The sequence below is a fragment of the Agrobacterium sp. 5Ca39 genome (assembly GCF_055382365.1).
This window is the reverse complement of sequence record NZ_AP026436.1, coordinates 2,273,540-2,299,725: the sequence shown is the minus strand read 5'-3', so window position 1 is coordinate 2,299,725 and position 26,186 is coordinate 2,273,540. Positions and strand designations below refer to the sequence as shown.

Below are 26,186 nucleotides of genomic sequence, written 5' to 3'. Positions count from 1 at the left end.
TGTTGCGCCGAATCGTAATCATCACCGGTTAGATTCACCTGCCGTGATCGTGGTCTAACTCATAACCCGGCGGCAAGATTTCACGCAAAAAACGCTCACACTTTGCGCGATCGCGATGGTGAGGGCTGGCGATTCCTGTCATATCGCTTTATTGCCATCACACATTTTCTTCGCGAGCACCCAGCCGATGTCTCTTCCTTCTGCCGAAAACCGTTTCGGTGCATTCCGGCATTCATCCTATCGACGTTTCTTCGGCGCCCGGTTTTTTTCGGCCTTTGCCATACAGATCGTCAGTGTTTCGGTTGGGTGGCAAATGTATGAAGTGACCGGCAATGCCTTTTATCTCGGCCTGATCGGTCTTTTCCAGTTTCTGCCGTCCCTTCTTTTGATCCTTGTTACGGGAACGGTTGCCGACCGGCACAATCGCCGGCGTATTATGGCCATATGCCTAATGGTTGCGGCGCTCTGTGCCGTCGCTCTTATGGCGCTGACACTCACGCACAGCTTTTCCCCTTGGCCGGTTTTTGCCATTCTTGTCGTCTTCGGCATAGAGCGCGCTTTCATGGGACCGGCGGTCCAGTCGCTGGCGCCCAATCTCGTGCCGGTAGAGGATTTGCCGAACGCCATCGCCTGGAATTCTTCCTCCTGGCAGATGGCCTCTATTCTCGGTCCCGTTGCCGGCGGCCTGCTTTATGGTCTCGGCGCCTCCGTTGCCTACAGTGTGGCGCTCGTGCTTTTTATCGTCTCCGCAGGACTTGCGGTGGCTATCCGCAAGCCGGAACAACGCGGCCCGGCAAAGGCGATCAGCCTCGAAACCATGCTCGCCGGGTTTAAATTCATCTCGCAGGAGAAGATCGTCCTCGGTGCAATATCGCTCGATCTCTTCGCGGTGTTGCTGGGCGGCGCGGTTGCATTGATGCCGATCTTTGCCAAGGAAGTGCTGACGCTCGGCCCGTGGGGCCTCGGGCTTCTGCGCGCGGCGCCCGGTATCGGCGCCATCACCGTCGCCGTCATTCTGGCATTCAAGCCCATTCGTCACCATGCCGGCCTGCTGATGTTCGCTGGCGTTGGCCTTTTCGGCGTTTCAACCGTGGTCTTCGGACTTTCGCAAACCGCGTGGCTGTCCATCGCCGCGTTGGTAGTCATGGGCGCATCGGACATGGTATCGGTTTATGTGCGAGAAACTTTGATCGCGCTTTGGACACCGGATGAGGTACGCGGGCGTGTGAACGCGGTGAACATGGTCTTCGTCGGCGCATCGAACGAACTGGGTGAGTTTCGTGCCGGCACCATGGCTCATGTTGTGGGTGCCGTTCCAGCCGTTGTCATCGGCGGGGCTGGCACGCTCGCCGTGGCGGTCATCTGGGCGCTCGGCTTTTCCAAGCTGCGCAAGATCGACAATCTCGACGCGCCGCACTGACAGCCATTGGTCTCAGATCGTCTTGGCTTTTCTTCGAAGCGCAAAAACGATCCAACTTTTTGTTTTCACGGATTATCCGGACGTAAAGCCGCAGCGCATCTTTACCGGAAATGCTCTAGCGCTGCGCCTTGCCCTCAAAAACCAGATCGAGAAAATTGCTGAGCCATGCCCTGAGCGGGGTATCGAACAGCATGCGGCCTTCCAGATGCTGGCTGCCCACCTGGGCATTGGGCATGCCGAAACGCTGCGCGCCGCGCACCACCCAGCTATGCATCATGGCACGGGTCAGTTCGGCGTGAAACTGCAGGCCCCAGGCATTTTTTCCATATCGATAGGCCTGGTTGGGGTAGGTCTCGCCCGATGCCAGAAGTTCGGCTCCACGCGGCAGCTCAAAGCCTTCGCGATGGAAGTGATAGACCATCTTCGGCCAGTGCGGCATCAGAAGCCGCCCATGTTCGGTGGCATGGAGCGGATACCAGCCAATCTCCACCTTGCCGTCCCTGTCGGCTTCCACCCTGCCGCCCAAATGTTTGGACAACATCTGCGCACCGAGACAGATGCCGAGAAAAGGCTTGTTTTCCTTCAGCGGCACTTTCAGCCAGTCGATTTCGGCTTTGACATAATCATGCGGATCATTGGCGCTCATCGGGCCGCCGAAAATGATGGCTCCGGCGTGTTTTTCCAGCGTCTGTGGCAGGTCATCGCCGAGCGCGGGGCGCCTTATATCCAGACGATACCCTTTTTCCACCAGCATCTGGCCGACGCGACCGGGCGTGGAGCGTTCCTGATGCAGGACGATGAGCAGTGAAGGTTGTTGTTTCTGTTGCCTGGAGGGGTCAAACAGCATCGTCTTCGTTTTCGCTTTCTTCAGCGGGTCCGGACCTCGTGGCGGCCTGCTGACGTTGCAGGACCCTGTCGCGCACGGAAACACCCAGCAGATCCGCGACACGCCAGATCACATGGTCTTCCATCTCGCTTCGTTCGCCGTCAGCGTAAACAATATCCCATAATATGCCAATAAGCTCCACGCGCTGATCTTCATCCAAGTGGCGACGGATATCGGTGGTAAAGCGGTAATAATCGACGGCTTCCTTGCCGGCCTCCTGGCCGGCGGCGAGCAGGGCATCAAGCTTGCCGCCGTCGAGATGGTAATATTCATGCAGAATTTCGCGAAGACGATCACGCTCGCTTTTCGAGATGGTGCCATCGGCTTCCATGACCTGAAAACAGAGGGCGGCTACCGCCACCCTCAGATCATCGGGACTGAAATCACCTGCCTGCGGGCCGACGAGGTTCTGAATAAACGACTGTATTTGCTGGAACATCGATAGCCTGCTCGTCAGAAGAGTTTGAGCCGTGTCTTGGGTTCGGCTTCCGCGCCGGGTTTCTTCACACCCGGATCATCTGGCGCACCGCCGAAAAAGGGCACTGCTTCGGCCTTTTCATTCGCCGCTTCGGTTTCCACCGGCGCTTCGATCGTGACGGGCTTTTTCTCCGTCGGAGCCGAAACACTCGGTTTTACCTCTATGGGCTCAGCCGAAGCCCGCTTTGGCTCCGCACGGGTCTCGGGCGCGGTTTCCACGACGACCGTCTTTACCGTCGGTTCGGTCCTTGCGGGTGCTGCGGCAATCGCGTTTTCGATTGTCAGATCTTCAACAGGGCCTTCCAGCTGCCCGAAAGGCGCTTTCCATTCGAAGGCATCGAGACGACCCGTGACAGGCGAGACCGGCAGCCATTTTTCAGAGACGATACCGTCGGCGACCCATGCCGGATCACGCGGCGCGCGCAGTGCCTGCGCCATCCAGTAGCGCACACGGCCCTGATCCCCGGTTTCGGCCTCCTCGATATCGGCCATCAAGAGGAAGATGCTTTCACGCGGCTCGATCCGGGCGGCGGCCTCGGCCTTCGCCCGGGCCTTGGCGAATTCCTTGGCGTCGAGCGCCGCCTGCGCCACTGCAAACAGGGATTCGATGTTGTTGGGCTTCAGACTTTCAAGCCGCTCTGCCCGCTTCAGCCGGTCGATGGCAGTATCGCCGCTGCGCGCACGTATGTAAAGTTCGGCGATCTGAGGATGCGGATCGTTTTTCCAGACGGGTTCAAGAATCGCGGCGGCCTTGCGCAGATTGTCTTCGCGCAGGTAGGACTTTGCCGCGATAAGCGCTGCCGGGACGAGGCCTTTTGCAAGCTTGAGAGCGTGCTTCGCGTCCTCGCGCGCACCTACCGGGTCGCTTTCCAGTTTCTCGCCGGCCTTGGCAGTGAGAAGCACGGCTTTCAGCCGCTCCGCCTCGCCGCGTTCGATGACGCTGGCCGCCTTCTGCTGATCAAGCAGACGGATGGCATCGTCCCACTGCCCATTGCGGCATCGGTTTTCCAGCGTCGCCTGTGCCGCCCATGGCAGATAGGGTGCTTTTTCCGCGGCGTCCTCGGCATATTGCTGGGCGGCTTCGTAAGCGCCCTGACGACGTGCCTCGATATAGAGGCCGCGAAGGCCGAGTTCGCGCGTTTCGGGATCACGCGCCATGGCCTCGAACTTACGGCGCGCCTCATCATATTTGCCTTCGATGAGATCGGCCTGTGCATCGAGCAGGTGAATTAGCGGCTCCTGATCAGCACTCAGTAGTCCCTGCGTGCGGGCCGTCATCTTCCGTGCAAGAATGGCATTGCCAGCGCCAGCGGCGATGAGGCCAGTGGAGAGCGCCTGATAACCGCGGTCGCGCTTGCGCGCGCGGAAATAACGACGGGCGGCATTAGGCGAAGTCCATACGGCGTTGACGATCCACCAGAGCAGCATGGCAGCAGCGATGAGCGCCGCGATGATGGAGGCTGCGACCATCAGGCTCATTTCGATCAGCTGACCTTGCCAGACGATGGAAAGGACGCCCGGCCTGTCAGCCAGCCATGAGAAACCGAAACCGAGAGCCAGAACGATAACGGCGAAAGTCAGAATTCTGGTCATGCCCTTACCCCTGCCTGCCGGTGCTGGTGATGGCGCGGTTCAACGTGCTGCCCACCAGATTTTCGACCTCGACGCGCGCATCCAGAGATTTCTTGTAATCAGCGGATGCCGTCTTGGCGGCATCCGGAAGACCGTTCCACTCAAGTGCCGCGCCCTGAAGATCGCCATTGCGCAGCTTGTTTTCCATGCGTGCGATCCTGGCTTCGGGGGTTTCGCCTTCGATGTTTCCGACGGGTCGCACCTTCACCAGCGAAAAGGCGCTTTCGGTCAGGCGTTCCATGATGCCCTGATTGGGGTCAGGCTGGTTTATGGCTGAGAGCATCGCATTGGCGACATCGGGGAACTTCTGCATCAGCTCCGAGCGTGATGGTACGCCCGTTGCGGCGAAGGATTGCAGCGATGCGATGGCCGGATCGTCGGGCGTTACCTTGGACAGGGTATCAAGTTCCGTCAGGAACGGTCCACCGCGATCGATCGCGGCCTTCAGCGAGGCCGATGCTATGGCGCGGGCGACTTCGATATCGTCGCGCGGCTCGTTGATCTTGGCTTCAGCATCAGCGAGACGGCGTGTCAGTTCCGCTGTCGCCGAAGTCTGCGCAGACCGTTCCGACTGGAGAGCCGCTTCGAGGGCGGTGATTTTCTCTGACAGCCCATCGACCTGCGAGGCCTCCCCCTTCACGCCTTCAAGGGTTGCGATGCGCTGTTCCAGCGCCGAGGTGTCGGAGGCTGGCGCATTGGCAAGCTGCTGGCGCAAGCTGTCCAGATCGGTTTTAAGGGCAGCGATTTCCTCGCTTTCCGCCTTGCCTGCATTAAAGGAGGGCAGGATGCCTGCATATTGCATGCTGCCGGCGGCGGCGAGCGCCACAAGGCCGCCGACGATACCTGCCGCGATCAGGCCCGAGGTCGCCGCCTGTTTGCTTTCGACCCGCTGTGGTATGGAGGGCTTTGCCGGTCCTGAGGACGAGGTCGCGGTCGAAGGCTTTGCCGTGGTGGCGCCGCCGGATGCGCTGGTGGAGGCTGTGGATCCGGAGGCAGGCTTTGCTGTTGCAGCCGCGGCAGCGGTCGTCTGGGCGGTGCCTGTCGAAGATTTAGTATCGGCTTGAGGCGGAGCGGAGGAGGGCGAGACAGGCGCTTTCTGTCCGTTATCCAGGTTCTCCGCCTTCGGTGTCGCCGCCACGGCGTCCGCTTTCCCGACATTGGGCTCGAGAGGGGGTCTCTTTGGCTGATCCCATATCGGTGCGGCATTGCCTGTTGCGGTTGCTTCCGATCTGATATCCGAAACTGCGGAATCCGCTGCGGTCTCCGGGGTTTTGTCACCGGGCTTTTTGTCGGTCTCGGCGGCATCCACGTCGGCGGAAACTGCTTTCACGTCTTTGGCGTCCAGGTCGATCGTGACCGGTTCGGCTTTGGACTTGGAGTGGCGTGGCGGCTTTCCCGATACCATGACAACCTCATTTCTGCCTGCAGTACTCTAAACCTAGTCAGTGACGGCGGCAAAGGAAAGAGGCGAGCTCGAATTAGGTTCCAGAGTTGCGGTGCAGAAGTTCAAACATTGCAGCCTCGCTCGGCTCTTTGGCAGCAACCGCGTTTACGCGGAAGATTTCCGGAACGAGAGAAAACACGTTGCGGCTGATGCAGATGAATTGTGTTCTCGCCAAAGCCTTTTCGTATTTTTCCGTCGATACATGACGGAAAAATGCCCGCGCCGCTTCCGATGAATAAAGCAGGACCACATCCGCCGCGTTTTTCACCAGGGCCGTTTCGAGCACAGTTTCAGGAACGTTGCAGGGCAGCATCTCGTAACAGTCGACCGTTTTGAAGGCAATGCCGGCGGCGGCAAGGCCTTCCTCGAAGACGGCGCCACGGGGTCGGCCGGCGAGATAAAGCAGGGGTTCTTTCTCGGAAAACAGGGCCGCGCGTTCAGTCACCAGCGCGTTCAGACTTACGGCGTCGCCGGAAGCGGTGAGAATGTGTTTGAAACCGATTTTTTCCGCCGCTTCAGCCGTTGCCCTTCCGACGGCGAACAGCGGTTTTGACAGATTGGGAACCAGCCGGTCTCGTGATGTCTCCAGTGCCCGCAAAGCCTCTGCGCTGGTCACGGCGATGGCCGTCATTGGGTGCGACAGCGCCGAGATGGCGCGCTCGTGATGATGGACGGGATAGAACAGCGGCAGTAGCACCGGCCTGTGGCCGAGCGCTTCGAGTTTTGCGGCCGTCCTTTCGCCCGAACGCTGCGGCCGGGTGACGACGATCCGCATTGGCTCAGCCCCAGCCTTCGAAGAAACTGCTGCCTGCCTTGGCGCGTACCTCTTCGCCGGCCTGTTGGCCCAGTCTCGCCGCATCCCTGCGGTTGCCGGAGATTTCGATGCCATGGCTCGTCTGGCCATCGGGGGTGAGGATGAGGCCGTAAAAATGCAGTTCCTCGCCGTCACAGGTGGCATAACCGGCAATCGGCGTGCGACAGGAGCCGTCAAGCGCCGCCAGAAAGGCGCGCTCACAGCTCACTGAATCATGAGTGGGCCTGTCGTTTATGGGCGCGAGCAGTTCGTCCATGCGCGTATCGCCGATGCGGCTTTCCACGCCGATTGCGCCTTGGGCTGGAGCAGGAGGGAACTCCTTCGGGTCAAGAATTTCCGTCGGAACATTGTCCTTTCCGAGCCGATTCAGGCCGGCAAGGGCAAGAAGTGTCGCATCCGCCTGGCCTTCCTCCAGCTTACGCAGCCTTGTATCGACCTGACCGCGAAAAATGATCACGCTCAGATCCGGCCGCAGGCGACGGATCAGCGCCTGGCGACGCAGGGATGCGGAGCCGACCACGGCGCCATGCGGCAGTTCGAGCAGCTTCGGCGCGGTGCGGCCGATGAAGGCGTCGCGTATGTCTTCACGCGGCAGGAAGGCGGACAGATAAAGGCCTTGCGGCAAAACGGTCGGCATGTCCTTTGAGGAATGCACGGCCATATCGAGTTCGCCTGACAGGAGCTGGCTTTCAAGCTCTTCGGTAAACAGGCCCTTGCCGCCGATTTCGGACAAGGCGCGATCGGTTATCCGGTCGCCCTTGGTGGATAGCACGACAATTTCGAACATGTCTTCCGGCAGACCATGCGCCGCCATCAGCCGGTTGCGCGTCTCATAAGCCTGTGCGAGCGCCAGCGGGCTGCCGCGCGTGCCGATTCGGAAAGGTTTTGTTTGCATCCGCGTCTATCCATTGTTACCGGAGTTGTCTTAGACCAACTCCGCGCATGATCGCAATGAACGAACAGATGTGATGACCCCCTTTCTTCGTATCCTCGGCATAGAGACAAGCTGTGACGAAACCGCTGCATCCATTGTGGTTCGGCATGCGGATGGGCGCGGCGAGATCGTCTCCGACGTCGTTTTGTCGCAGCTCGAGGAACACAGCGCCTATGGCGGTGTGGTGCCGGAAATTGCCGCACGGGCCCATGTCGAGGCGCTGGATACGCTCGTGGAAGAAGCGCTGGAGCAGGCGGGCGTGACCCTTGCCGACGTCGATGCCGTTGCTGCTACCTCCGGCCCCGGGCTGATCGGCGGCCTGCTGGTGGGCTTGATGACGGGCAAGGCCATCGCAAAAGCAGCAGGCAAGCCGCTTTATGCGATCAACCATCTGGAAGGACATGCACTGACGGCGCGCCTCACCGATGGTCTATCTTTTCCCTATCTGATGCTGCTCGTGTCCGGTGGCCATACTCAGCTGGTGCTGGTGCGTGGCGTTGGCGATTATGAGCGCTGGGGCACCACCATCGATGATGCGCTCGGCGAGGCCTTCGACAAGACCGCGAAACTTCTCGGCCTGCCCTATCCCGGGGGCCCTGCGGTTGAGAAGGCGGCGGCAAAAGGCGATCCCGACCGCTTTCCGCTTCCTCGTCCGATGGTCGGCGAGACCAGGCTCGATTTTTCCTTTTCCGGCCTGAAAACGGCGGTACGGCAGGCGGCGACCGCGATCGCGCCGCTGTCCGAGCAGGACATTGCCGATATCTGCGCATCGTTCCAGAAAGCGGTCTCACGCACACTCAAGGACCGGATTGGCCGTGGTCTTGCCCGTTTCAAGCAGGAGTTTCCGCATATGGAAACCCAGCCTGCCCTGGTCGTCGCAGGCGGCGTTGCGGCCAATCAGCAAATCCGCCAGACGCTGCAGTCGCTTTGCGATACCCATGGCTTTCGTTTCGTTGCGCCGCCGCACCGGCTCTGCACCGATAATGCGGCCATGATCGCATGGGCCGGGCTGGAGCGAATGGCCGACGGCCGAGAAGCCGATCCGCTGGAAATCCCGCCGCGCTCGCGCTGGCCGCTCGACGGCAGTGCGGAGACATTGATCGGTTTCGGTAAAAGGGGAGCCAAGGCCTGATGCAGCGGGAGAAAATCGTCGTCATCGGCGCCGGCGCCTTCGGAACTGCGCTTGCCGTCGTCATCGCGCTGGAAAACCGGCACGACGTGATCCTGCTCGGCCGCGATCCATCCCTGATGGCCGACCTCAGGAGCGACCGCGTACATGAGGCGGCGCTGCCTGGCGTCGAACTGCCGGATGTGCTTGAATTTTCCGCCGAGCCGGATGTTCTGACCAGTGCCGGCATCGTCCTCTTTGCGATGCCTTCGCAGGCTCATGCCGATGCGGCTCGTCATTATCGTCCTTATCTGGCTAATGACTCGATCGTCGTTACCTGCGCGAAGGGTATCGACCGGAGTTCCGGTCGGCTGCTCACGGAACTTCTGGAAGCGGAATTGCCCCGTCATCCGATCGCGGTTCTCTCCGGTCCGGGCTTCGCGGCCGATATTGCGCGAGGTCTACCGACAGCCATGGCGATTGCGGCGGAAGATGCAACAATAGCCGAGCGGCTTGCGACCACGATTTCCGGCAAGACCTTCCGGCTTTATGCCTCGACAGACCGCATCGGCGTGCAGCTTGGTGGCGCACTCAAAAATATCCTCGCCATTGCCGCCGGCATCGTTGAAGGCGCGGGCCTTGGTGATTCCGCCCGGGCGGCGCTGATATCGCGCGGGCTTGCCGAAATGTCGCGTCTCATCGTTGCCATGGGCGGCAAGGCCGATACGGTACGCGGCCTCTCCGGTCTTGGCGATCTGGTGCTGACCGCCACCAGCCACCAGTCGCGCAACCTGCGTTTCGGCATCGCGCTTGGCCGCGGTAACGGCAAGGACATGTCCGGCGGGCTGGTAGAGGGTGCCTTTGCGGCTGCCGTCGCCGCCCGGCTGGGAGAAAGTCACACCGTGGACATGCCGGTTACCGAAGCGGTGGCCGCTATCATCGACGGAAATCTGGATGTGGCGAGCGCCATGCAACAATTGATGACACGGCCCATCACAACCGAATAAGGCATAAGGAGACGAAAATGCTGTTCGCTTTTATCTGCAAGGACAAGCCCGGCCACCTGAACGTGCGCATGGAAACGCGCCCGGCGCATCTGGAGCATCTGAACAGGCTCAATTCCGAGGGCACGCTGAAGATCGCCGGGCCTTTTCTCGACTCTGAAGGCAAGCCGAATGGCAGCCTCGTCATCGTGGAAGCCGCCGATATCGATGCGGCCAAGGCTCTTGCCGAAGCCGATCCCTATGCAAAGGCTGGCCTGTTCGAAAGCGTGGACGTGAAGCCCTATAACTGGGTCTTCAACAATCCGGGAGCTTGAGCGGGCATGGCGAATTATTGGCTTTACAAGTCCGAGCCGTTCAAATGGTCGTGGGAGATGCAGAAGGCCAAGGGCGAGGCTGGCGAAGAGTGGACCGGCGTGCGCAATTATCAGGCGCGCAACAACATGCGCGCCATGAAGATTGGCGACAAGGGCTTCTTTTACCACTCCAATGAGGGACTGGATGTTGTCGGCATCGTCGAAGTCTGTGCGTTGTCGCATCCGGACTCGACCGCCGAAGGTGATCTGAAGTGGGATTGTGTCGACATCCGCGCCGTCTGCGATATGCCGCAGCCGGTTTCGCTAAAGGATGTTAAGGCCAATCCGAAGCTCGCGAATATGTCGCTTGTCACCTCCATGCGGCTTTCCGTGCAGCCGGTGACGGAAGAGGAGTATCTTGAAGTCTGCCGCATGGGCGGGCTCGCAAATCCTCCGAAATCCCCGGATTGAAGCGTCGGTGAGGACCGATCCCGAACGCTTCATCCTCGAAAATACCGGCATCATGCATCCGCCTCATGTGCCGGAACTCTCCCTTCATCTCGCGACCGAAGCGCATGAGCTCTGGCTGAAGACGGAAGAGGAACTGGAGCAGATTGGCTTGCCGCCGCCTTTCTGGGCTTTTGCCTGGGCCGGCGGGCAGGGTCTTGCCCGTTATGTGCTCGATCACACGGAAAGCGTAAGCGGCAAGCGTGTGGTGGATTTTGCCAGCGGCTCCGGGTTGGTTGCCATAGCTGCTGCAAAGGCCGGCGCTGCGACCGTGCTTGCCGCCGATATAGATCCGTGGACGGAAACGGCTGTTCGTATGAATGCAGGCCTGAATGGGGTTGATATCGGCTTTACCCACGCCGATCTGATCGGCCGGGCCATTGAGGCTGATGTCCTGCTGGCAGGAGATGTCTTTTACGACCGGGCCTTTGCGGATCTCCTCGTGCCATGGTTTATAAACCTGACTGACCGGGGCGTCAGCGTTCTCGTTGGAGATCCAGGCAGGGCCTACCTGCCGAAACAGCGTCTTGAGGCCCTCGCGACCTATCATGTTACCGTCAGCCGTGCACTGGAAGACAGCGAAGTGAAGAAGACCACCGTCTGGCGCTTCCTCTGATCAGGGGCGAATAATGCAGACACCGTGCTGGTAAACGCAGGCATCATCCGCATTATCGGTATTCACGGTAATGATTTTTGCTCTGGGCGCCGGCAATAAACGGGGTCCGGTCGTGGCAATCTGCGGCGATATTCCGCTGCCAGTCGCGAAATAATTGCCGTTCCCTCGAACTCTTAGCGCGGAAATGCTTCCGACATAGGTGCCCCCAGGCAGCGTGGACGGCAGGCCGTCAGTTGAAAAGCTGACTTGCGATTGACTGTGACGATAGGAATTCTGACTATGAAAATCGCCCGCCAAAGAGGGCAGCGCGTAAGTTGAAATCCCGCCTGAAACGATCATGACCAAGGCAACGATTCGGTGCTGTAACATGAGCTTCATGCTCCGGTTTTTTGAGTTAACCAATCGTAAATTACACCTTTTCGGAATTACGTAAAGGTAAATATTTTGAGGGCGTAAATCTTGGAAACGCTCGATTTTTTATTTTTATGCAAAAAAATTCCAAAAAAAATTCGCGAACCAATCGATTAAATTGGAATCCGCCATGAAATGTGCTTGTGGTGATGCGCCCATGTGATTAAACGTCGCGGTTGGTGCAATGCACATTCTTTCGTCATGTGCTGTTGCTTGGGGGCGTCCTGTCTTGTGGACGCACGGGAAAACGCCGCGAGGTTCTGATGGCGAATGTGACAAATAACCGGCCTCTGTCGCCGCATCTTCAAATTTACAAGCCGATTCCGACGATGGTGGCCTCCATCATCCACCGCGTGACCGGTGGCGCGCTCTATTTCGGTACGCTCCTGGTCGCCTGGTGGCTTATCGCGCTGGCATCCGGTCCAGCTTATTATGACTGGGTCAGCTGGGCGATGGGCACCATCATCGGCAAGATCGTTCTCGTCGGCTACACCTGGGCGCTGGTTCACCACATGATCGGCGGCCTGCGCCACCTGATGTGGGACCTCGGGCACGGCTTCGAGAAGCACTTCACCACCAAGCTGGCAAAGGCCTCCTTCGTGGCGTCTATCTGTCTGACCGCGCTGATCTGGGTCATCGTCCTGATCGTGCGCTGAGGAGATACTTACATGGATATGCGTACACCTCTCGGGAAGGTTCGCGGTCTCGGCTCCGCCAAGGAAGGCACCGACCATTTCTGGCGCCAGCGCCTGACGGCCGTTTCGAACATTCCGTTGCTGACCTTTTTCGTTGTCTTCCTGATCAAATATGCCGGCGCGCCCTATCCGGAAGTCGTCGCTGCGCTTTCCAACCCGCTTGTCGCTGTCATCATGGCTCTGGTGCTGGTCTCCGGTCTCATCCACATGAAGCTCGGCATGCAGGTCATCATCGAAGACTACATTCACGCCGAAGTTTCGAAACTCGTTCTTCTGATGCTGAACACATTTTTCGCGATCCTCATCGGTGGCCTGTCTGTCTTCGCCATCCTGAAAATCGCATTCGTAGGATAAGTTCGCCATGGCTTCGATCAGTTCACCTTCCCAGAATGGCAAGGCCTACACCTATGTCGATCACTCCTATGACGTGATCGTGGTGGGCGCCGGCGGCGCCGGTCTGCGCGCTACACTCGGCATGGCCGAACAGGGTTTCAAGACCGCCTGCATCACCAAGGTTTTCCCGACGCGTTCCCACACGGTGGCAGCGCAGGGCGGTATCGCCGCATCGCTCACCAACATGACGCCCGACTGTTGGCAGTGGCACCTTTACGACACCGTAAAGGGCTCCGACTGGCTGGGCGACGTCGATGCGATGCAATATCTCGCCATGGAAGCGCCGAAGGCGGTCTATGAGTTGGAGCATTACGGCGTGCCTTTCTCGCGTAACGAAGAAGGCAAGATCTACCAGCGCCCCTTCGGCGGCCACATGCAGAATTACGGTGAAGGCCCGCCGGTGCAGCGCACCTGCGCCGCCGCCGACCGTACCGGCCACGCCATTCTGCACACGCTTTATGGCCAGTCGTTGCGCAACAATGCGGAATTCTTCATCGAATATTTCGCGCTCGACCTCATTATGGCGCCGGATGGCCGCTGCACCGGCGTCGTGGCGTGGAACCTCGATGACGGCACGATCCATCGCTTCTCCGCCAAGATGGTGGTTCTGGCGACCGGCGGTTACGGCCGTGCCTATTTCTCGGCGACCTCGGCTCATACCTGCACCGGTGACGGCGGCGGCATGATCGCCCGTGCCGGGCTGCCGCTCCAGGACATGGAATTCGTGCAGTTCCATCCGACCGGCATTTATGGCGCGGGCTGCCTCATCACTGAGGGCGCGCGCGGCGAAGGCGGTTATCTCGTCAACTCCGAAGGCGAGCGCTTCATGGAGCGTTACGCACCTTCGGCGAAGGACCTTGCCTCGCGCGACGTTGTCTCGCGCTGCATGACGATGGAAATCCGTGAAGGCCGCGGCGTCGGCAAGAACAAGGATCACATCTTCCTGCATCTCGATCATCTCGATCCGGCGATCCTGCATGAGCGTCTTCCGGGCATCTCCGAAAGCGCGAAGATCTTTGCAGGCGTTGACGTGACGCGCGAGCCGATCCCGGTCCTGCCGACCGTTCACTACAATATGGGCGGCATTCCGACCAACTATTGGGGTGAAGTGCTGAACGCCGATGCCAACAACCCGGAACGCATTGCGCCAGGCCTGATGGCTGTGGGTGAAGCCGGTTGCGCCTCGGTTCATGGCGCCAACCGTCTTGGTTCGAACTCGCTGATCGACCTCGTGGTCTTCGGCCGTGCCGCCGCCATCCGCGCTGCCCAGGTCATTGACCGCGATGCACCGGTTCCCGCGCTGGACGTTGCGGCCTGCGACAAGATCATGGAACGTTTCGACAGCCTGCGTTACGCCAACGGCTCGACGCCGACGGCGGTGCTGCGCGACAAGATGCAGCGCGCCATGCAGGACGATGCGGCCGTGTTCCGCACGCAGGAATCGCTCGAAAGCGGCTGCCGCCGTCTCTCGGCGATCTGGAAGGAACTGCCCGACGTCAAGGTCACCGACCGTTCGATGGTCTGGAATTCCGATCTGGTCGAAACGCTCGAGTTGCATAACCTCATGGCCAATGCCATCACCACGGTCTACGGCGCGGAAGCGCGCAAGGAAAGCCGCGGTTCGCATGCCCGCGAGGATTTCGTCGACGGTCCGTTCGGTGGTCGCGACGACGTGAACTGGCGCAAGCATACGCTTGCCTGGGTCAGCCCCGAAGGCGACGTGAAGCTCGACTATCGCCCGGTTCACACCGACCTGATCGCCGACGGCATCGATCCGAAAAAGATCGAGCCGAAGGCGCGTGTCTACTGATTTGAGGAACTGGATATGGTTGAACTTGCTCTCCCCAAGAATTCCCAGATCAACGAAGGCAAAGTCTGGCCGAAGCCGGATGGTGCCAAGAATGTGCGCGAATACCGCGTCTATCGCTGGAACCCGGATGACGGCCAGAACCCGCGCATCGACACTTTCTATATTGATGTCGATGATTGCGGACCGATGGTTCTCGATGCGCTTCTTTACATCAAGAACAACATCGACCCGACGCTGACGCTACGCCGCTCCTGCCGCGAAGGCATCTGCGGTTCCTGCGCGATGAACATCGACGGCACCAATACGCTCGCCTGCACCAAGGGCATGGACGAGATCAACGGCACGGTGAAGGTTTATCCGCTGCCGCATATGCCTGTCGTGAAGGACCTTGTTCCTGACCTGTCGAACTTCTACGCCCAGCACCGCTCGATCGAGCCCTGGCTGAAGACGGTTTCGCCCACACCCGCCAAGGAATGGAAGCAGAGCCATGAGGATCGCCTGAAGCTGGACGGTCTTTATGAGTGCATTCTCTGCGCCTGCTGCTCCACGTCCTGTCCCAGCTACTGGTGGAATGGCGACCGTTATCTGGGTCCGGCCGTTCTGTTGCAGGCCTATCGCTGGCTGATCGACAGCCGCGATGAGGCGACCGGCGAGCGTCTCGACAATCTCGAGGACCCGTTCCGTCTCTATCGCTGCCATACGATCATGAACTGCGCGCAGGCTTGCCCGAAGGGCTTGAACCCGGCCAAGGCGATTGCGGAAATCAAGAAGATGATGGTTGAGCGCCGCGTCTGAGGACGAATCGCCGACCACAGAGATTTATCGGGCCGCGGTCTCGACCGTGGCCCTTTTTTCAACCCGGCGTGGGAAAATTCGGTAAAAATTGACCGAAATGGTAATTATCCCGGCCATCGCTTGCGCAAGATAAGGCTTTGGTAATAATTCAGCCTTCTTGTTTGATCATCGTCTTTCCGGAAGCGAGAGAATCGGGAGCTTGATATGCAATTCAGATATGTGGTGACGGGCCTTGCGGTTGTGATGAGCCTTGCCGGTTGCCAACGTACCTCCTACGATTACAACAACAACGCCAGCAACAATCCCGGTTATACGCCGCCCCTGCAGGCGCAGCCGGTGCCCTCCGTTCAGTCTGGCGCCCTGCCGCCGCCCGGTGGTGCCAATGGCAGCCAGTTCCCGTCGGCGCCTGCTTCGGCGACACCCGGCGGCACCAATGTTGCATCCGCTGCTCCACCGGCAACAGCTCTCGACGTGACCAAGGAATCCATGGTCGGCAACTGGCGCGTTTCTAATGGCGGGGCCAATTGCGATATGTTCCTGACGCTCACCAACCTGGGCAGCGGATCGCGTGGCGGCACGCGTGGTTGCTCCGGCGAGCTGACGGCGATGGGGTCCTGGGAAGTATCCGGCAAGATGGTCGTCTTCAAGAATCGCTCGGGTGACACTATCGGCCGCGTCTACAAGAGCGCAGACGCACGCTTCGACGGCACGACCAATAGCGGGCAGCCGCTCAGCCTCAGCCGATGAGTCGTTCCGGTGCAGCCGGAACGTTCATTCTGCTCTAAGCCATTCCATTCGTCGCGGGTTCCGTGCTGCATCCGCGACCGGGGCGTCTTTTCATGAAGCCATTGCCTGATTACAATCATAGTGTCGTTGAACAGCTCAACGCATTGACGGCAGCTGGCACCTTGCAGGCCGATGCCGCCCAGCTTGGTGTGGCGGCCCATCTCGACAGAATTCTCGCCGATCTGAAGGCCCGCAAGCCTGCCAAGAAGAAGAGCGCGCTCGGCTGGATGTTCGCACGCAAGGCCGGTCCAGCAACGACGGTGAAAGGGCTTTATGTCTATGGCAGTGTCGGCCGCGGCAAGACGATGCTGATGGACATGTTTTACGAAATGGCGCCCGTTTCTTCCAAGCGGCGTTGCCATTTTCATGAATTCATGGCGGATGTGCATAATCGTGTGCATGCGCACCGGCAGAAGCTGAAGAATGGCGAGACCAAACAGGCCGATCCGATTCCGCCTGTCGCCGCCCAGCTTCTGGCGGAGGCCGAACTCCTGTGTTTCGATGAATTTACCGTGACGGATATTGCTGATGCGATGATCCTCGCGCGGCTATTCAGCGAGCTCTTCGCCAATGGCTGCACATTGGTGACGACCTCCAATGTCGTTCCGGACAATCTCTACAAGGATGGTCTCAATCGCGGCCTGTTCCTGCCCTTTGTCGAGCTGCTGAAGAAGCATGTGGAGGTGGTGACGCTGGACAGTCCCACCGATTATCGGATGGAGAAGCTGGAAAGCCTGCCGGTCTATGTGACGCCGCTTGATGGCGCGGCCGATCAGGCGATGGATATGGCGTGGCGGCACATGACCGGCGGGCACCTTGTTGCACCAACCGAGATACCCATGAAGGGTCGTTCCATCCTGGTGCCGCGCGCCAGCGGCCGTGTGGCGCGTTTTTCCTTTTCCGACCTTTGCGAGAAGCCGCTCGGGGCTTCCGACTTCCTTGCCATCGCCAATCGTTTCGACACGGTCTTCATCGACCACATTCCATTTTTGAACGCGGACAAACGGAACGAAACCAAGCGTTTCATCATCCTCATCGACGCGCTTTATGATCACAGCGTCAGGCTGTTCGCATCGGCGGCAGCGATGCCGGAAGATCTGCTCGGCAAACGCAAGGGAACGGAAGGTTTCGAGTTCGATCGCACCGCCTCGCGTCTGTTTGAAATGCGTAGCGCCGATTATCTGGCGCTTCATCAAGAAAAACGGCAGAAAGTTTGACACTTTCGTGACGCATTTTCTTACGTTTACGTAAGAAAATATTGATCTAAACGATTGAAAATACTCAGCAGAAAAGAATCTGTTGCCTATTTTGGCCAATGGGTCTAATCGGAGTGCGACAATTTGGCTGCCGGTTTGGCGCGGTGAAATTGAATTGAAGCTCAAGAGGAAGCATTCGATGGCTCGCAAAAAGATTGCACTTATTGGTTCTGGCATGATCGGCGGCACGCTGGCGCATCTGGCCAGCCTGAAGGAACTGGGCGATATCGTCCTCTTCGATATTGCTGACGGCATCCCGCAGGGCAAGGGCCTGGATATTGCCCAGTCCGGCCCGGTTGAAGGCTTCAATGCAAAGCTCACCGGCGCATCCGATTACGCTGCCATCGAAGGCGCAGACGTCTGCATCGTCACCGCTGGTGTTGCCCGCAAGCCCGGCATGAGCCGCGACGATCTTCTCGGCATCAACCTCAAGGTCATGGAACAGGTCGGCGCCGGCATCAAAAAATACGCGCCGAACGCTTTCGTCATCTGCATCACCAATCCGCTCGACGCCATGGTCTGGGCGCTGCAGAAGTTCTCCGGCCTGCCGAAGAACAAGGTCGTCGGCATGGCCGGCGTTCTCGACAGCGCGCGTTTCCGCCTCTTCCTCGCCGAAGAGTTCAACGTTTCGGTTGAAGACGTCACCGCCTTCGTTCTCGGCGGCCACGGCGACACCATGGTGCCGCTCGCCCGTTACTCCACCGTTGCCGGCGTTCCGCTGACCGATCTCGTAAAGATGGGTTGGCTGACCGCCGAGCGTCTCGAAGAGATCATCCAGCGCACCCGTGACGGCGGCGCCGAAATCGTTGGTCTCTTGAAGACCGGCTCGGCCTATTACGCCCCGGCTGCCTCGGCAATCGAGATGGCTGAATCCTACCTCAAGGACAAGAAGCGCGTTCTGCCCGCCGCTGCCCACCTTTCGGGCCAGTATGGCGTAGACGACATGTATGTCGGCGTTCCCACCATCATCGGTGCAGGCGGCATCGAGCGCATCATCGAGATCGAACTCAACAAGGAAGAAGAGGCTGCCTTCCAGAAGTCCGTCGGCGCTGTCGCTGGTCTCTGCGAAGCCTGCATCAACATCGCTCCGTCGCTGAAGTAACAACTTCAAGCGGTTCCAAACAGGGATTATTCCATGAATATTCACGAATATCAGGCCAAGGCTCTTCTGAAGGGCTACGGCGCGCCGGTTGCTGAAGGCGTTGCCATTCTCAAGGTCGAAGAAGCTGAAGCTGCCGCAAAGCAGCTTCCGGGCCCGCTCTATGTCGTCAAGAGCCAGATCCATGCTGGCGGCCGCGGCAAGGGCAAGTTTAAGGAACTCGGCCCGGACGCCAAGGGCGGCGTTCGTCTGGCCAAGTCCATTGAAGAAGTCGTTTCCCACGCCAAGGACATGCTCGGCAACACGCTGGTAACGGCGCAGACGGGCGATGCCGGCAAGCAGGTCAACCGTCTCTATATCGAAGACGGCGCTGATATCGCTCGCGAACTCTATTGCTCGCTGTTGGTAGACCGTTCGGTCGGCCAGGTTGCCTTCGTGGTTTCCACTGAAGGCGGCATGGACATCGAAGCCGTCGCCCACGACACGCCTGAAAAGATCCACACCATCGCCATCAACCCTGAAAAGGGCGTTTCCGATGCCGACGTTGCTGCGATCTCCAAGGCGCTTGAGCTTGACGGCGTTGCAGCCGAAGATGCCAAGTCGCTCTTCCCGATCCTTTACAAGGCCTTCAGCGAGAAGGACATGGCTCTCCTCGAGATCAACCCGCTGATCGTCATGGAAAATGGCCATCTGCGCGTTCTCGACGCCAAAGTTTCCTTCGACGGCAACGCCATGTTCCGCCATGACGACGTCAAGGCGCTGCGCGACGAGACCGAAGAAGACGCCAAGGAAATCGAAGCCTCCAAGTGGGACCTCGCTTACGTCGCCCTCGACGGCAACATCGGCTGCATGGTCAACGGCGCAGGTCTTGCGATGGCCACCATGGACATCATCAAGCTTTACGGCAAGGAGCCGGCAAACTTCTGCGACGTCGGCGGCGGCGCCGGCAAGGAGAAGGTTGCGGCAGCTTTCAAGATCATCACTGCCGACCCGAAGGTCGAGGGCATCCTCGTCAACATCTTCGGTGGCATCATGAAGTGCGACGTTATCGCCGAGGGTGTTATCGCCGCGGTGAAGGAAGTCGGTCTGCAGGTTCCGCTCGTTGTTCGCCTTGAAGGCACCAATGTCGAACTTGGCAAGAAGCTTCTGAACGAATCGGGCCTTGCGATTACGGCTGCTGACGATCTGGACGACGCAGCCAAGAAGATCGTCGCGGCGATCAACGGCTAATTGAGGGACCGGAAATAATGTCTATTCTCGTTAATAAAGACACCAAGATCCTCGTTCAGGGTCTGACCGGCAAGACCGGTACCTTCCACACCGAACAGGCGCTTGCCTATTACGGCACGGAGATGGTCGGCGGTATTCATCCGAAGAAGGGTGGCGAAACCTGGACCGGTTCCAAGGGCGAAACCCTGCCGATCTTCGCAACGGTTGCCGAAGCCAAGGAAAAGACCGGTGCAGATGCATCCGTGATCTATGTTCCGCCGGCAGGTGCAGCAGACGCGATCATCGAAGCCATCGATGCGGAAATTCCGTTCATCACCTGCATCACCGAAGGCATCCCGGTCATGGACATGGTCCGCGTCAAGGCTCGCCTCGACCGTTCGAAGTCCCGCCTGCTCGGCCCGAACTGCCCCGGCATCCTGACGCCGGAAGAATGCAAGATCGGCATCATGCCGGGCTCTATCTTCCGCAAGGGTTCGGTCGGTATCGTTTCGCGCTCCGGCACGCTGACCTATGAAGCCGTGTTCCAGACGTCCAACGAAGGCCTCGGCCAGACGACGGCTGTCGGCATCGGCGGCGACCCGGTCAAGGGCACCGAGTTCATCGACGTCTTGGAAATGTTCCTCGCTGACGACGCCACGCAGTCGATCATCATGATCGGCGAAATTGGCGGTTCGGCTGAAGAAGATGCGGCGCAGTTCCTGATCGACGAAGCCAAGAAGGGCCGCAAGAAGCCGATGGCCGGCTTCATCGCGGGTCGTACGGCTCCGAAGGGCCGCACCATGGGCCACGCCGGTGCTGTCGTTTCCGGCGGCAAGGGCGATGCGGAATCCAAGATCGCTGCCATGGAAGCAGCGGGCATCAAGGTTTCGCCTTCCCCGGCGCGCCTCGGCAAGACGCTGGTTGAAGTCCTCAAGGGCTGAGACCACATGAAACCGGTAACGGGCGGCGCGGCTTCAAGCTCGCGCTGCCCGATGCCGCAAGAAGACAAACAGACGGCATACCGCCCCGGCGGCAGACAGCAATAATCAAAGCGGCAGGCCGGTCGAACGGCCCTAACGGCATCGAGGAGGCGGACGGACAAGTCCGCAAGAACACAATGGCAAGGCAAGAAGCGAACGAGCAGTTTCAGATCACGTCGTTTCTGGACGGCGCGAATGCAGCCTATATCGAGCAGCTCTATGCCCGGTACGAAGAGGACCCCTCTTCCGTGTCGCCGGAGTGGCAGAGCTTCTTCAAGGCACTGTCCGATAATCCGGAAGATGTGAAGAAGGCGGCCAAGGGCGCCTCCTGGAAGCGTGCCAACTGGCCGATCCCGGCAAATGGCGACTTGGTTTCCGCACTTGATGGCAACTGGGCCACGGTCGAAAAGGCCATCGAAAAGAAGGTTCAGGCAAAGGCTGAGGCCAAGAGCGCCGATACCGGCAAGCCGGTCAGCGAAGCCGAAGTGCTGCAGGCGACCCGTGACAGCGTTCGCGCCATCATGATGATCCGCGCCTACCGCATGCGCGGCCACCTGCATGCCAAGCTCGATCCGCTCGGTATTGCCGTTGCCGTCGAGGACTATAACGAGCTTTCGCCGAAGTCCTACGGCTTTGAAGAAAGCGATTACGACCGCAAGATTTTCATCGATAACGTGCTCGGCCTCGAATATGCGACCGTGCGCGAGATGATCGATATTCTGGAGCGCACCTATTGCTCCACTATCGGCGTCGAATTCATGCACATGTCCAGCCCGGAAGAGAAGGCCTGGATTCAGGAGCGCATCGAAGGTCCGGACAAGGGCGTTGCCTTCACGGCCGAAGGCAAGAAGGCCATTCTGTCAAAGCTGGTCGAAGCCGAAGGTTATGAGCAGTTCCTCGACGTGCGTTTCAAGGGCACCAAGCGTTTCGGCCTCGATGGCGGTGAATCGCTGATCCCGGCGCTCGAGCAGATCATCAAGCGCGGCGGCCAGGAAGGGCTCGAAGAAGTCGTTCTCGGCATGGCTCACCGCGGCCGCCTGAACGTTCTGACCAACGTCATGGGCAAGCCGCACCGCGCCGTATTCCACGAGTTCAAGGGTGGTTCGTTCAAGCCAGACGACGTCGAAGGTTCGGGTGACGTGAAGTATCACCTCGGTGCCTCCTCGGACCGCGAGTTCGACGGCAACAAGGTTCACCTGTCGCTGACGGCCAACCCGTCGCATCTTGAAATCGTCAACCCTGTCGTCATGGGCAAGGCCCGTGCCAAGCAGGACCAGCTGGCCAAGGTGTGGGAAGGCGATGTCATTCCGCTTTCCGAGCGCGCCAAGGTTCTGCCGCTGCTTCTGCACGGCGATGCCGCTTTTGCGGGTCAGGGCGTGGTTGCTGAAATTCTCGGCCTCTCCGGCCTGCGCGGTCACCGCGTTGCCGGTACCATGCACTTCATCATCAACAACCAGATCGGCTTTACGACGAACCCGGCCTTCTCCCGTTCGTCGCCCTATCCGTCCGACGTCGCCAAGATGATCGAAGCGCCGATCTTCCACGTCAACGGTGACGATCCGGAAGCTGTGACCTATGCGGCCAAGGTTGCCACCGAATACCGCATGAAGTTCCACAAGCCCGTCGTCGTGGACATGTTCTGCTACCGCCGCTTCGGCCACAACGAAGGCGATGAGCCGGCGTTCACGCAGCCGAAGATGTACAAGGTCATCCGCGGCCACAAGACCGTCGCGCGCATCTATGCCGACCGTCTGATCGCCGAAGGCCTGCTCAGCGAAGGCGAATTCGAAAAGATGAAGGCCGACTGGCGCGCCCATCTCGAGCAGGAATTCGAGGCGGGGCAGTCCTACAAGCCGAACAAGGCCGACTGGCTGGACGGTCAGTGGTCCGGCCTGCGTGCCGCCGACAATGCGGATGAGCAGCGTCGCGGCAAGACCGGCGTGCCGATGAAGCAGCTGAAGGAAATCGGCAAGAAACTGTCGACCATTCCCGAGGGTTTCAACGCCCACCGCACGATCCAGCGTTTCATGGAAAACCGCTCGCAGATGGTCGAGACCGGCGAAGGCATCGATTGGGCGATGGCGGAAGCGCTTGCTTTCGGTTCGCTCGCCGTCGAAGGCCACAAGATCCGCCTCTCCGGTCAGGATTGCGAACGCGGCACCTTCTCGCAGCGCCATTCGGTTCTCTACGATCAGGAAACTGAAGAGCGTTACATCCCGCTCGCGAACCTCGCGCCGACGCAGGCCCGTTACGAAGTCATCAACTCGATGCTTTCGGAAGAAGCCGTCCTTGGTTTCGAATATGGTTACTCGCTCGCCCGTCCGAATGCGCTGACGCTCTGGGAAGCCCAGTTTGGCGACTTCGCCAACGGAGCACAGGTGGTGTTCGACCAGTTCATCTCGTCGGGTGAACGCAAGTGGCTGCGCATGTCCGGTCTGGTCTGCCTGCTGCCGCATGGTTACGAAGGCCAGGGTCCGGAACATTCGTCCGCCCGTCTGGAGCGCTGGCTGCAGATGTGCGCGGAAGACAACATGCAGGTCGCCAACTGCACGACGCCGGCAAACTACTTCCACATCCTGCGCCGCCAGGTGAAGCGCGACTTCCGCAAGCCGCTGATCTTGATGACGCCGAAGTCGCTGCTGCGTCACAAGCGCGCCACCTCTTCGCTGGCCGAGCTTGCAGGCGAGTCCTCCTTCCACCGTCTGCTGTGGGACGATGCTGAAGTCATCAAGGACGGCCCGATCAAGCTGCAGAAGGATTCGAAAATCCGCCGTGTCGTCATGTGCACGGGCAAGGTCTATTATGATCTGCTGGAAGAACGTGAGAAGCGCGGCATCGACGATATCTATCTGCTGCGTATCGAACAGCTCTATCCGTTCCCGGCCAAGGCGCTCATCAACGAACTGTCGCGTTTCCGCAATGCGGAGATGGTCTGGTGCCAGGAAGAGCCGAAGAACATGGGTGCGTGGTCGTTTATCGACCCTTACCTGGAATGGGTCCTGGCGCATATCGACGCCAAGTACCAGAAGGTCCGTTACACGGGCCGTCCGGCTGCCGCCTCTCCGGCGACCGGCCTGATGTCCAAGCATCTGGCGCAGCTTGCTGCGTTCCTGGAAGACGCGCTGGGAGAGTGAGAACTCTCCCGCATCGCCCCGCAAAAAAGACACCTGAATAACGGAACTAGATCATGGCCACTGAAATCCGCGTACCAACCCTCGGCGAATCCGTCAGCGAAGCGACCGTCGGCACCTGGTTCAAGAAGGTCGGCGACACCGTCAAGGCCGACGAACCTCTCGTTGAACTGGAAACCGACAAGGTTACCGTCGAAGTCCCGGCGCCTGCCTCTGGCGTTCTGACTGAAATCGTTGCGCAGAACGGCGAGACCGTTGGGCTCGACGCGCTTCTCGGCCAGATCGCCGAAGGTGCTGCCGGCGCTGCGACCTCCGCACCGGCTGCCGAACCGGCAAAGCCTGCTGCTGCCGCGGCCGCCGCTCCGGCTCCCGCTGCTTCTGCCGCCAGCGCCATGCCGCCGGCACCTGCCGCTGGCAAGCTGCTTGCTGAAAACAACTTGTCTGCCGATCAGGTCGACGGTTCCGGCAAGCGTGGCCAGGTGCTCAAGGGTGATGTGCTCGCTGCTGTCGCCAAGGGCGTTTCGGCTCCGGCCGCTCCGGCTCCTGCTGCTGCACCGCGTCCGGTTTCCGCCGAACAGGATCAGGTTCGCGAAGAGCGTGTGAAGATGACGCGCCTGCGTCAGACCATCGCCAAGCGCCTCAAGGACGCGCAGAACACCGCCGCCATGCTCACCACTTACAACGAAGTGGACATGAGCGCGGTTATGGACCTGCGTAACCGTTACAAGGACGTGTTCGAGAAAAAGCATGGCGTCAAGCTCGGCTTCATGGGCTTCTTCACCAAGGCCGTGACCCACGCGCTGAAGGAACTGCCTGCCGTCAACGCCGAAATCGACGGCACGGACATCATCTACAAGAACTATTGTCACGTCGGCATGGCTGTCGGCACGGACAAGGGTCTTGTCGTTCCGGTCATCCGCGATGCCGACCAGCTTTCCATCGCCGGCGTCGAAAAGGAACTCGGCCGTCTTGCGAAGGCGGCGCGCGATGGTTCGCTCGGCATGGCCGACATGCAGGGCGGCACCTTCACCATCACCAATGGTGGCGTTTACGGCTCGCTGATGTCTTCGCCGATCCTCAACGCACCGCAGTCGGGTATTCTCGGCATGCACAAGATCCAGGAGCGTCCGGTCGCCATCGGCGGGCAGGTCGTCATTCGCCCGATGATGTATCTGGCGCTCTCCTACGATCACCGTATCGTTGACGGCAAGGAAGCCGTGACCTTCCTCGTTCGCGTCAAGGAAAGCCTCGAGGATCCGGAACGTCTGGTTCTTGATCTCTAATCGCTCTTGCTTTTCGTTTCAGCGGGGCTTCAAGTGAAGCCCCGCTGAAAGACTAACAGGGAGAGCAGACGTGCAGCCGACATTTCTAGCCGCTTCGCCTTTTTTGCCGCTTGTCGGTCTGAGCGTTCTTCTCCTCGTCGTGCACGTCATGTTGCAGGGGATGACGGCGACCACGGAATTCGGGCTTGAATGGAATGCCGGCCCGAGGGATGGCAGCCGAGAGCCGAAGGGCAGGCTTTCCGGTCGTGCCTCACGCGCGTCTGCGAATTTCCGGGAAACATACCCGGCTTTTCTGGCGCTCGCTTTCGGGGTCATCATGGCGGGTGATCCTGCCGGTCTGGCGCTCACTGGCGCCTGGATCTGGCTGATCTGCCGGGTGATCTACATTCCGCTCTATCTGGCGGGCGTCCCCTATATACGGTCTTTCGTCTGGCTGGGGTCGATGCTCGGCCTGGCACTCATGTTTTTCGTGCTGATGTTCTGAAGGCTGCTTTACGATGCATCAATATCTCATCGAACTTGCATCCCTGATGGCGATTTTCTCCTTCGCGATCGTGTCGCCTGGCGCCGATCTTGCCATGGTCATGCGTCAGGCGATGGTGCATGGGCGCAAGCAGGCCATCATCACCAGCTTCGGCGTCGGGACATCGCTTATGTTCCATGTCACCTATACGATCCTCGGCCTTGGCCTGATCATTTCCCAGTCGATCTATCTCTTCAACATCGTCAAATGGCTGGGTGTCGCCTATCTGATCTATATCGGCATCAAGGCGCTGCGCGCTGGCAAGACCGAATTGCCCGCTGCCGAAGGTGAAGACGTTCAGGCGAAAAGCAGTCAGACGGCGCTGAAGGCGTTTACGCTCGGTTTTGCGGCCAACGCGCTCAACCCCAAGCCGGTGTTTTTCTTTCTGTCGATCTTTTCGACGGTGGTTCACGCCCACACGCCGGTGGCCGTCAAATTCGGATACGGTCTCGTCATGGCAAGCTGCCTCATCCTTTGGTTCGTTGGCGTCAGCCTCTTCATGACGACACCACGGATGCGCGCCGCGTTTCAGCGCGCCAGCCAATGGATCGACCGCACCAGCGGGGTGGTTTTCATCGCCCTCGGTATAAAACTCGCAACGGAAAAAGCGGCCTGAGTTTCAGGTCAAATGGAAGCTGGGCAATGATCCGATATCTTGCCCCTATAAAGCAGGAACCAGA

The 26,186-nt window shown here is 59.5% G+C and carries 26 protein-coding genes; 19 read left to right on the top strand and 7 right to left on the bottom strand.

The genetic code is table 11. From position 1 onward, the window contains the following. The first annotated feature begins 187 nt into the window (after positions 1–187). Complete coding sequence (locus ACZ47E_RS11355) at positions 188–1,420, top strand: MFS transporter (protein WP_278067054.1); 1,233 nt, start codon at positions 188–190, stop codon at positions 1,418–1,420. Between the two features lie 115 nt (positions 1,421–1,535). Here the strand turns inward: ACZ47E_RS11355 and ACZ47E_RS11350 are convergent, their stop codons facing one another. From ACZ47E_RS11350 to hemC, 6 genes are all read right to left on the bottom strand, one after another. Next, a complete protein-coding gene (locus tag ACZ47E_RS11350) occupies positions 1,536–2,267 on the bottom strand; it encodes a glutamine amidotransferase (protein WP_042936033.1) in 732 nt (243 codons plus the stop codon). Continuing rightward, the gene (locus tag ACZ47E_RS11345) at positions 2,257–2,745 is read right to left on the bottom strand and encodes a tellurite resistance TerB family protein (RefSeq protein ID WP_004443844.1); all 489 of its coding nucleotides are present in this window, start codon (positions 2,743–2,745) and stop codon (positions 2,257–2,259) included. The genes ACZ47E_RS11350 and ACZ47E_RS11345 overlap by 11 nt, the downstream gene beginning before the upstream one ends. Before the next feature lie 14 nt (positions 2,746–2,759). Beyond that, positions 2,760–4,376, bottom strand: a complete 1,617-nt coding sequence (locus ACZ47E_RS11340; RefSeq protein ID WP_278067053.1) for a heme biosynthesis protein HemY — start codon at positions 4,374–4,376, stop codon at positions 2,760–2,762. Positions 4,377–4,380: 4 nt separating this feature from the next. Continuing rightward, entirely contained in the window at positions 4,381–5,820 is a 1,440-nt protein-coding gene (locus ACZ47E_RS11335) for a COG4223 family protein (protein ID WP_278067052.1), read from the bottom strand. A gap of 73 nt (positions 5,821–5,893) precedes the next feature. Next, positions 5,894–6,634, bottom strand: coding sequence for a uroporphyrinogen-III synthase (locus ACZ47E_RS11330; protein WP_006698238.1), 741 nt, complete (start codon positions 6,632–6,634; stop codon positions 5,894–5,896). 4 nt (positions 6,635–6,638) lie between these two features. Beyond that, the gene (hemC, locus tag ACZ47E_RS11325) at positions 6,639–7,568 is read right to left on the bottom strand and encodes a hydroxymethylbilane synthase (RefSeq protein ID WP_278067051.1); all 930 of its coding nucleotides are present in this window, start codon (positions 7,566–7,568) and stop codon (positions 6,639–6,641) included. Positions 7,569–7,641: 73 nt separating this feature from the next. Between hemC and tsaD the strand changes: the two genes are divergently transcribed. From tsaD to ACZ47E_RS11300, 5 genes are read left to right on the top strand one after another with little or no spacing between them, the layout of a single operon-like run. Next, on the top strand, positions 7,642–8,739 hold the full coding sequence (gene tsaD, locus ACZ47E_RS11320; protein WP_037090213.1) for a tRNA (adenosine(37)-N6)-threonylcarbamoyltransferase complex transferase subunit TsaD: 1,098 nt from the start codon (positions 7,642–7,644) through the stop codon (positions 8,737–8,739). After that, the gene (locus ACZ47E_RS11315; RefSeq protein WP_022556945.1) at positions 8,739–9,722 is read left to right on the top strand and encodes an NAD(P)H-dependent glycerol-3-phosphate dehydrogenase; all 984 of its coding nucleotides are present in this window, start codon (positions 8,739–8,741) and stop codon (positions 9,720–9,722) included. The genes tsaD and ACZ47E_RS11315 overlap by 1 nt, the downstream gene beginning before the upstream one ends. A gap of 17 nt (positions 9,723–9,739) precedes the next feature. Next, positions 9,740–10,033, top strand: coding sequence for a YciI-like protein (locus tag ACZ47E_RS11310; protein WP_153776808.1), 294 nt, complete (start codon positions 9,740–9,742; stop codon positions 10,031–10,033). A 6-nt stretch (positions 10,034–10,039) separates the two neighbouring features. Then, a complete protein-coding gene (locus ACZ47E_RS11305) occupies positions 10,040–10,483 on the top strand; it encodes an EVE domain-containing protein (protein WP_004443825.1) in 444 nt (147 codons plus the stop codon). 7 nt (positions 10,484–10,490) lie between these two features. Then, positions 10,491–11,135: a class I SAM-dependent methyltransferase gene (locus tag ACZ47E_RS11300; protein ID WP_278067050.1), complete on the top strand. Its 645-nt coding sequence runs from the start codon at positions 10,491–10,493 to the stop codon at positions 11,133–11,135. On the opposite strand, the gene ACZ47E_RS11295 is transcribed toward ACZ47E_RS11300, so the two are convergent. Continuing rightward, positions 11,136–11,504, bottom strand: a complete 369-nt coding sequence (locus ACZ47E_RS11295) for a hypothetical protein (RefSeq protein ID WP_184288545.1) — start codon at positions 11,502–11,504, stop codon at positions 11,136–11,138. It abuts the gene before it with no gap. Positions 11,505–11,809: 305 nt separating this feature from the next. On the opposite strand from ACZ47E_RS11295, the gene sdhC reads away from it, so the two are divergent. The 13 genes from sdhC (at position 11,810) to ACZ47E_RS11230 (ending at position 26,122) form a co-directional block, all read left to right on the top strand. Then, entirely contained in the window at positions 11,810–12,202 is a 393-nt protein-coding gene (gene sdhC / locus ACZ47E_RS11290) for a succinate dehydrogenase, cytochrome b556 subunit (protein ID WP_004443817.1), read from the top strand. Between the two features lie 12 nt (positions 12,203–12,214). Next, the gene (gene sdhD, locus ACZ47E_RS11285; RefSeq protein ID WP_006698234.1) at positions 12,215–12,595 is read left to right on the top strand and encodes a succinate dehydrogenase, hydrophobic membrane anchor protein; all 381 of its coding nucleotides are present in this window, start codon (positions 12,215–12,217) and stop codon (positions 12,593–12,595) included. Between the two features lie 7 nt (positions 12,596–12,602). Beyond that, positions 12,603–14,444: a succinate dehydrogenase flavoprotein subunit gene (sdhA, locus tag ACZ47E_RS11280; RefSeq protein WP_113382041.1), complete on the top strand. Its 1,842-nt coding sequence runs from the start codon at positions 12,603–12,605 to the stop codon at positions 14,442–14,444. A 15-nt stretch (positions 14,445–14,459) separates the two neighbouring features. Next, entirely contained in the window at positions 14,460–15,239 is a 780-nt protein-coding gene (locus ACZ47E_RS11275) for a succinate dehydrogenase iron-sulfur subunit (protein ID WP_004443810.1), read from the top strand. A 204-nt stretch (positions 15,240–15,443) separates the two neighbouring features. Further along, on the top strand, positions 15,444–15,986 hold the full coding sequence (locus ACZ47E_RS11270) for a protease inhibitor Inh/omp19 family protein (RefSeq protein WP_004443808.1): 543 nt from the start codon (positions 15,444–15,446) through the stop codon (positions 15,984–15,986). A 92-nt stretch (positions 15,987–16,078) separates the two neighbouring features. Continuing rightward, positions 16,079–17,242, top strand: a complete 1,164-nt coding sequence (gene zapE / locus ACZ47E_RS11265) for a cell division protein ZapE (protein WP_004443806.1) — start codon at positions 16,079–16,081, stop codon at positions 17,240–17,242. Between the two features lie 178 nt (positions 17,243–17,420). Continuing rightward, positions 17,421–18,383 carry a malate dehydrogenase gene (gene mdh, locus ACZ47E_RS11260; protein ID WP_004443804.1) on the top strand — a complete coding sequence of 321 codons (963 nt, stop codon included), beginning with the start codon at positions 17,421–17,423 and terminating at the stop codon, positions 18,381–18,383. 33 nt (positions 18,384–18,416) lie between these two features. Continuing rightward, positions 18,417–19,610 carry an ADP-forming succinate--CoA ligase subunit beta gene (gene sucC / locus ACZ47E_RS11255; protein ID WP_004443803.1) on the top strand — a complete coding sequence of 398 codons (1,194 nt, stop codon included), beginning with the start codon at positions 18,417–18,419 and terminating at the stop codon, positions 19,608–19,610. Between the two features lie 17 nt (positions 19,611–19,627). Next, positions 19,628–20,530: a succinate--CoA ligase subunit alpha gene (sucD, locus tag ACZ47E_RS11250; protein WP_278067049.1), complete on the top strand. Its 903-nt coding sequence runs from the start codon at positions 19,628–19,630 to the stop codon at positions 20,528–20,530. Positions 20,531–20,706: 176 nt separating this feature from the next. After that, positions 20,707–23,703 (top strand): 2-oxoglutarate dehydrogenase E1 component, encoded by a 2,997-nt coding sequence (locus tag ACZ47E_RS11245; protein WP_004443801.1) that lies wholly within the window; start codon positions 20,707–20,709, stop codon positions 23,701–23,703. Between the two features lie 53 nt (positions 23,704–23,756). Then, positions 23,757–24,983, top strand: a complete 1,227-nt coding sequence (odhB, locus tag ACZ47E_RS11240) for a 2-oxoglutarate dehydrogenase complex dihydrolipoyllysine-residue succinyltransferase (RefSeq protein WP_022556940.1) — start codon at positions 23,757–23,759, stop codon at positions 24,981–24,983. A 70-nt stretch (positions 24,984–25,053) separates the two neighbouring features. Beyond that, positions 25,054–25,467: an MAPEG family protein gene (locus ACZ47E_RS11235; RefSeq protein ID WP_107340319.1), complete on the top strand. Its 414-nt coding sequence runs from the start codon at positions 25,054–25,056 to the stop codon at positions 25,465–25,467. A gap of 13 nt (positions 25,468–25,480) precedes the next feature. After that, complete coding sequence (locus tag ACZ47E_RS11230; protein WP_006698228.1) at positions 25,481–26,122, top strand: LysE family translocator; 642 nt, start codon at positions 25,481–25,483, stop codon at positions 26,120–26,122. The last annotated feature ends 64 nt before the right edge of the window (positions 26,123–26,186 follow it).

What these genes read in the sequence shown, in the direction of transcription:
- ACZ47E_RS11355 (WP_278067054.1), top strand. Translation starts at nt 188, where the DNA reads ATGTCTCTTCCTTCTGCCGAAAACCGTTTCGGTGCATTCCGGCATTCA.
- ACZ47E_RS11350 (WP_042936033.1), bottom strand. Translation starts at nt 2,267, where the DNA reads ATGCTGTTTGACCCCTCCAGGCAACAGAAACAACAACCTTCACTGCTC.
- ACZ47E_RS11345 (WP_004443844.1), bottom strand. Translation starts at nt 2,745, where the DNA reads ATGTTCCAGCAAATACAGTCGTTTATTCAGAACCTCGTCGGCCCGCAG.
- ACZ47E_RS11340 (WP_278067053.1), bottom strand. Translation starts at nt 4,376, where the DNA reads ATGACCAGAATTCTGACTTTCGCCGTTATCGTTCTGGCTCTCGGTTTC.
- ACZ47E_RS11335 (WP_278067052.1), bottom strand. Translation starts at nt 5,820, where the DNA reads ATGGTATCGGGAAAGCCGCCACGCCACTCCAAGTCCAAAGCCGAACCG.
- ACZ47E_RS11330 (WP_006698238.1), bottom strand. Translation starts at nt 6,634, where the DNA reads ATGCGGATCGTCGTCACCCGGCCGCAGCGTTCGGGCGAAAGGACGGCC.
- hemC (WP_278067051.1), bottom strand. Translation starts at nt 7,568, where the DNA reads ATGCAAACAAAACCTTTCCGAATCGGCACGCGCGGCAGCCCGCTGGCG.
- tsaD (WP_037090213.1), top strand. Translation starts at nt 7,642, where the DNA reads ATGACCCCCTTTCTTCGTATCCTCGGCATAGAGACAAGCTGTGACGAA.
- ACZ47E_RS11315 (WP_022556945.1), top strand. Translation starts at nt 8,739, where the DNA reads ATGCAGCGGGAGAAAATCGTCGTCATCGGCGCCGGCGCCTTCGGAACT.
- ACZ47E_RS11310 (WP_153776808.1), top strand. Translation starts at nt 9,740, where the DNA reads ATGCTGTTCGCTTTTATCTGCAAGGACAAGCCCGGCCACCTGAACGTG.
- ACZ47E_RS11305 (WP_004443825.1), top strand. Translation starts at nt 10,040, where the DNA reads ATGGCGAATTATTGGCTTTACAAGTCCGAGCCGTTCAAATGGTCGTGG.
- ACZ47E_RS11295 (WP_184288545.1), bottom strand. Translation starts at nt 11,504, where the DNA reads ATGTTACAGCACCGAATCGTTGCCTTGGTCATGATCGTTTCAGGCGGG.
- sdhC (WP_004443817.1), top strand. Translation starts at nt 11,810, where the DNA reads ATGGCGAATGTGACAAATAACCGGCCTCTGTCGCCGCATCTTCAAATT.
- sdhD (WP_006698234.1), top strand. Translation starts at nt 12,215, where the DNA reads ATGGATATGCGTACACCTCTCGGGAAGGTTCGCGGTCTCGGCTCCGCC.
- sdhA (WP_113382041.1), top strand. Translation starts at nt 12,603, where the DNA reads ATGGCTTCGATCAGTTCACCTTCCCAGAATGGCAAGGCCTACACCTAT.
- ACZ47E_RS11275 (WP_004443810.1), top strand. Translation starts at nt 14,460, where the DNA reads ATGGTTGAACTTGCTCTCCCCAAGAATTCCCAGATCAACGAAGGCAAA.
- ACZ47E_RS11270 (WP_004443808.1), top strand. Translation starts at nt 15,444, where the DNA reads ATGCAATTCAGATATGTGGTGACGGGCCTTGCGGTTGTGATGAGCCTT.
- zapE (WP_004443806.1), top strand. Translation starts at nt 16,079, where the DNA reads ATGAAGCCATTGCCTGATTACAATCATAGTGTCGTTGAACAGCTCAAC.
- mdh (WP_004443804.1), top strand. Translation starts at nt 17,421, where the DNA reads ATGGCTCGCAAAAAGATTGCACTTATTGGTTCTGGCATGATCGGCGGC.
- sucC (WP_004443803.1), top strand. Translation starts at nt 18,417, where the DNA reads ATGAATATTCACGAATATCAGGCCAAGGCTCTTCTGAAGGGCTACGGC.
- sucD (WP_278067049.1), top strand. Translation starts at nt 19,628, where the DNA reads ATGTCTATTCTCGTTAATAAAGACACCAAGATCCTCGTTCAGGGTCTG.
- ACZ47E_RS11245 (WP_004443801.1), top strand. Translation starts at nt 20,707, where the DNA reads ATGGCAAGGCAAGAAGCGAACGAGCAGTTTCAGATCACGTCGTTTCTG.
- odhB (WP_022556940.1), top strand. Translation starts at nt 23,757, where the DNA reads ATGGCCACTGAAATCCGCGTACCAACCCTCGGCGAATCCGTCAGCGAA.
- ACZ47E_RS11230 (WP_006698228.1), top strand. Translation starts at nt 25,481, where the DNA reads ATGCATCAATATCTCATCGAACTTGCATCCCTGATGGCGATTTTCTCC.